Origin of the sequence: Janthinobacterium sp. Ant5-2-1, assembly GCF_001445815.1 — a bacterium.
Classification (GTDB): Bacteria; Pseudomonadota; Gammaproteobacteria; order Burkholderiales; family Burkholderiaceae_D; genus Janthinobacterium; species Janthinobacterium lividum_E.
Map to the genome: position 1 here is coordinate 1 of NZ_LNCE01000089.1, position 5,465 is coordinate 5,465.

4 protein-coding genes are annotated in these 5,465 nt (G+C 58.5%); all 4 read right to left on the reverse strand.

What is annotated here, in order from left to right; genetic code table 11:
* Window positions 1-294 precede the first annotated feature (294 nt).
* The 4 genes from ASN89_RS24100 to ASN89_RS24115 all read right to left on the reverse strand — a co-directional run bounded on the left by ASN89_RS24100 (window position 295) and on the right by ASN89_RS24115 (window position 5,130).
* Window positions 295-1,374, reverse strand: coding sequence for a tartrate dehydrogenase (locus ASN89_RS24100; RefSeq protein WP_058051037.1), 1,080 nt, complete (start codon window positions 1,372-1,374; stop codon window positions 295-297).
* Between the two features lie 38 nt (window positions 1,375-1,412).
* A complete protein-coding gene (locus ASN89_RS24105) occupies window positions 1,413-2,903 on the reverse strand; it encodes a DUF3482 domain-containing protein (protein WP_046684710.1) in 1,491 nt (496 codons plus the stop codon).
* Window positions 2,900-4,378 carry a DUF2868 domain-containing protein gene (locus ASN89_RS24110; RefSeq protein WP_058051038.1) on the reverse strand — a complete coding sequence of 493 codons (1,479 nt, stop codon included), beginning with the start codon at window positions 4,376-4,378 and terminating at the stop codon, window positions 2,900-2,902. The genes ASN89_RS24105 and ASN89_RS24110 overlap by 4 nt, the downstream gene beginning before the upstream one ends.
* A 62-nt stretch (window positions 4,379-4,440) precedes the next feature.
* Window positions 4,441-5,130: a hypothetical protein gene (locus ASN89_RS24115; protein WP_058051039.1), complete on the reverse strand. Its 690-nt coding sequence runs from the start codon at window positions 5,128-5,130 to the stop codon at window positions 4,441-4,443.
* Between the last annotated feature and the right edge of the window lie 335 nt (window positions 5,131-5,465).

The window sequence follows — 5,465 nt, forward strand, 5'->3', positions numbered from 1 at the left end:
CATTTGATATTTTAAGTTTTACAGCGATCCGAAGATCGCTGCTGCACTTACATCAAATGCCCACACTTATCGACTGTTAATTGTTAAAGAACTGTATTCGGTGCTACTTTCGCGCTATCGACAAAGCGTTGTGTTTGTCAGCTGCGAAGAAGGAAGAGTATGAAGCATTTCGCTAAATCCGTCAACTCCTTCTTTTACTACTCATCGCCGTTTCCGGTGATCCTCAAGTGCCGCATTTGACTGCGTCTCATTGGGGAGGCGAACTATAGCAAAGCCACCCACGGGCGGCAAGCTTTATTTCAGCAATTCAGCAACTGCCATGCCCACATCGGTCGTACTGGCGCTGCCACCCATGTCCGGCGTACGCGGGCCATGCTCGAGCACTTGTTCGATGGCGCGCAAAACCGCGTCATGCGCCGCCGTGTAATTGGCGTCGCCATTGCCGAGGAAGTCCAGCATCATGGCGCCCGACCAGATCATGCCGATCGGATTGGCGATATTCTGGCCATAGATATCGGGGGCGGAACCGTGTACCGGCTCGAAGACGGAAGGAAAAGTCCGCTCCGGATTGATATTGGCAGATGGTGCGATGGCAATCGTCCCCGTGCAGGCAGGGCCCAGGTCGGACAAGATATCGCCAAACAGATTCGAAGCGACCACCACGTCGAAGCGCTCGGGGCTCAATACAAAGCGGGCCGCCAGGATGTCGATATGGTATTTATCCCAGCGCACATCGGGGAAGCTCGGCCCCATCGCTTCTACCCGTTCATCCCAATATGGCATGCTGATGGCAATACCATTCGACTTGGTGGCCGATGTCAGGTGTTTTTTAGGCCGGCTTTGCGCCAGTTCGAATGCGTATTTCAATATCCGGTCGACGCCCTTGCGCGTAAACACGGATTCCTGCAGCACCGTTTCGCGCTCTGTTCCCTCGAACATGCGCCCGCCCACGGATGAATATTCTCCTTCCGTGTTTTCACGCACCACATAAAAGTCGATATCGCCCGGCTTTTTGTTCGCCAGCGGACACGGCACGCCCGGCATCAGACGCACAGGCCGCAAGTTGACGTATTCGTCGAACTCGCGCCGGAATTTTAATAAAGAGCCCCACAGCGAGATATGGTCAGGCACCTTGTCCGGCCAGCCCACCGCGCCAAAATAGATGGCGTCGAAATCCTTGAGCTGCGCAAACCAGTCCGAGGGCATCATTTGCCCGTGTTCCAGGTAATAGTCGCAATTGGCCCACTCCATGGTCGTGAACTGCAGGTCGATATTGAAACGACGGGCAGCCGCTTCAATTACACGCAAGCCCTCCGGCATGACTTCATTGCCAATGCCGTCACCGGCGATGACCGCGATTTTATGTGTGCTCATGGGAAACCCTGTTGGAAATAGGCGATGGAAGCCCGTATTTACATCTGCTGCGCCACGTCCGGGTACAGGCGCGCCAGCACATCGGCAGTGATCACCGTGATGATGGGCTGCACACGCTCGGCCGCCAGTTCATTTGATTTCTCGCGGCGCACGTCTTTCCACAACTCGGCCAATGCGCCCTCATGGCGCGCCACCGCCTGCTCGACTTCGTCTTGCCAGAAGGCAGGCGCTTCGCTTTCCACGAAGTTGCCGCGGCCACGGCCAAAGTGCGCCACCGCCAGGTAACGCAGCACGCCCGCCACCACCAGGGTGCGCAGGAATGCATCCGTAAATTGCATCATGGGTTCATTGCGGTCAGTGCCGGAATTGAAACCCCAGGCTGCGCCCGCGAACGTCAGCGCACCGACCACGCCGCCAAGCAAGGCGCCCGTGCCCAAGGTCAGGCCGCCGGAAATCAGGTCGGCCGACAGGCCAGTCGCGGCACCCGAAATCATGGCGCCCAATAGCCCAGCTTGCGCCTTGTCGATCGGTGCGCGCACGGCGAAATTTTCCCGTATCCGACTATTGATCTTATGCGCATCGGTCGGGTCGAGTTTGTGCAAGATCAAAAGCTCACGCGTGGTGACACCGCTGTGCGTATTGAGCCGCGCCACCAGGCTGGCCATGGCCTTTTCCTGGCGTTGCTGTTCTGCATTTTTGCCGATGCCCACAACCTGCAAGGCCGATTTCAGCAAGCTCTTGGAGGCGGACTCGATGGCTTCGCGATCCTGCCCGGCCACCGCCAACTGCGTGGCCAGCAAGCGCATGGCCTGCCGGAAACGTGCCGTATTCTGCTCTTGCCAGGCAGCAAACAAACGCGCATAACCCGCTTGCTGCGATTGCGGCAACAATCTACCCACGGCTTCGTAAAACACGCGTTCATGCACCCAGCAGCGGGCAAAGGCATCGAGCGCCAGGACGTCGCGCACGATTGGATACTGCTGCAAATGCTCGCGCCAGCGTGCCTGCTCGCTGTGTTCCTCATTGCCAGGGCGCGGCGGCCCCATCTGATTGAGCAAGACCACCACGGGCTTATCGAGCCAGGCGAGGATTTTCATTTCCGCCGGCAAGTAGCCCGCATCCTTGGGATGCTCCGAGGAATTGACCAGGTACAGCACCACGTCGGCAGAGTCCTTGGCCGTGCGCAGCGCTTGCTGGCTGAGCCAGAATGGGCGGTCGCGATAACGGTCCAGCACCTCGCGCAGGAACCAGCCGATGGGATTGCCTGACTGGCCCAGGCGCTTGAGCAGGCGCACGGAGTCGCCAAAGCCGGGCGTATCCCACAATTGCAAGGCATCACCCTGCGGCGTGGCCAGCAGGGTATGCGATTCCGCAAACACGGTCACGTGGGCGGCGTCGCGCACTTCGCCGATGTCCACGCCCACCAAAGTGCGCGCCAAGGTCGTCTTGCCATTATTCGTGTGTGAAATCAGCGCAAACTGAATCTGCACCGCATCATCTTGCACATCTTTATTCACATTCACACTCATGCTGCTGCCGATACTTTCAAGCCGACACCTGCATCAAGCGGGTGCAAGGCAGGGTTGAGCAAATTGACCACGGTGGCCGTGGTTTTATGGAACTGGCAGAACTGCTGCCACAGGGCGACGCGCTCCGCCAGGCGCGCACCGTTATCGACCTGCTCACCAGCGCGCTCCAGGTAGCTGGACTCGTCGATCAGGACGGCGATGCCGCGTGCCGACGATTGCACCAGGTAATCGAGGAAGGCGCCGTGATTTTCCTTTTCCGGCGTCGCCGTCAGATTGAACAGCACGGCCGTGATATTGACTTGCGGATCGTTCAAGTCCGTGCCGCGCAAGACGTCCTGCGGCTCTTCGCCATACGACGTCGATGGACGCAGCATCATGCGGCCCTGCTCGCCGAACAGCATGATGGACAGCTGCCCCAATCCCATGTGGCGTGCTTCATCGACAGTAAAGCTGTATGGCAAGACGCGCAGCATGCCGCCCGTGACCACGCCGATGCTTTCATTGAGCTTGCGGAAATACGGTTGATCGAGATCCAGCGGAAAGTGCCTGGCCAGGTGCGCCGCGCGCCAGTTGTTGACCAGGGCCAGGATCAGGCGGGGGACGACGACCAGCAGAAAAATCGTTGCCGCATACAAATGCACCCAGCGGGCGCCGCCTTCGACGGTCGTCGTTTGCGGGAAGCGCAGCGCTTCGATTTCAGCCAGCGAAAAACCTTGCAAATGAAACAGGGCAATCGCCGGCGCAAACAGGGTTGAAAGCAGGCTGTGCACCTGGCCGGGATTCAAAAAGGTGCTTTCCCAGCCGGCCGCATATTGCGACAGGAAACCGCGCGCATACAGCGAGGCAACGGCGCCGATGGCAAACATGGCGGCGCTCAGGTGGATGGTACGGCTCAGGCGCGCGGCCGTCAGCTTGGCGCTCAAGTGCGCCCATTCCCCCATGAAACTGAGCAAGCCCGAAGACAAGGCGTGCGGCAGCTTGCGCGGCAGGGCCAGGCGGCCCACGCTCAGGTGGCGCACCAGTCCCGCTTTCGGCCAGCCGAGCGAGTGCGAGGGGATGCATAGCCAGATCAGCAAGCCCAGGTAGACCAGTACATTCCAGGCGATGATCAGCAGCAAGGGCGCCGACAGCAGATCGACACGATGGGGATCCGTGATGCGGTCGAGCCCGGCTCCCAGCAGCAAGGCCAGCAGGGGCAAGGCCAGCGCCAGGGTTTTCATGCCGTTGCGACGCTTCGCGAAGGCAGCGAAGGCGGGGGTGCGCTCGGTGATGCGCTTGATGATCAACTCGGAACGCTGCTGCAGGAAATCGTCACCTGTCACTTCGGCCTGCTTTCCCGAAGCTTGCCACTGCGCAAGCTCACGCGCACTACGGCTGGCATACATGCGGTCGTCCTCGCTGAGGACTTCTTTTTTCTGGTCGGCCGTCTCGATAGCACGGACCAATACCACTTCTCTCGCAATCTGCTCGTTCATGGTGCTCCTGTTTTTGTATGAAACGACAACTCGACAGGCAGATTGTGACGTACTTTTGTGTTTCAGGCCAACGCGTCCTCGGACCGGAACAAATGATGCAGCAGATATATGAGGAAAGAAGCGATCCAGGCAGACCACAAGGTGTGCGTAAAGAATTGTGCACCTTGCAACTGTTGCTGCCAGCCTGCTGCCAAACCACACAGCAGCATGACGCCGGCGAACAGAACCGCCGTGCGTGGTCGTCTTGGCAGGCAGAACAATGGCAAGGCCAACATCCACCAGGCAGTGTTTGCCTGGGTAGCGGGCAGGCATGCCATGGCAGATGCGCTGGCCGGCAACGTTTCCAGCAGGCGCGCGTACGGCTCCATTCCGCCATAGCGCAACAAATCAGTGGGACAAGGCACGTCGCTGAAGGAAAAGAGCCAATAGATGCTTAACGGCACGAAGATAGCCGACAACGCCACCACGCGCAAGGCGCTGCGGCGTGATGCAAGCCAGGCCAGCGGATGCAAGGTGTCCCAGACGGCCAAGCCGATCAAAGCGACACCAAGCAAGATCATGCCGAACTGGAAACTGCTTACCCACGCGCTGCCAGCACCGGCAAATTGCCCACGCGCCCCGTCGAACATACTGTCGGCGATCATGAGGTCGAGGTTGCTGTAATTGCCGATCCAGAGTATCAGCATGGCCGATAGCATCAGGACACTATCGATGCCTTTGGGAGTTTTGACGAGTTTAAGCTTGGCCAACATGGATGCACACGTTACATGATGAGAATGGAAGTCATCGTACAGTGTCAATATGAAGAGAACATGACGATGCCCGCCATGTACAACATGTGGTGATAAATGACAAAGGCAGCGCGTAGCGATGCCTTTTTTTCGTCTGTGGTATTGACTGCCAACTTGTCGGATTACGCTCCGCTAATCCGACCTACCCGGCGTTCTATGGACGTAGGTCGGCTTAGCGCGCAGCGCGTAAGCCGACACCACCACCGGCGCCCAACAAAACCACCAGACGAAAAAAAACCCCACCATGGCTGGCGGGGTTTTTCTCTACTGCGAATAACAAGCCTGACGATAACCTA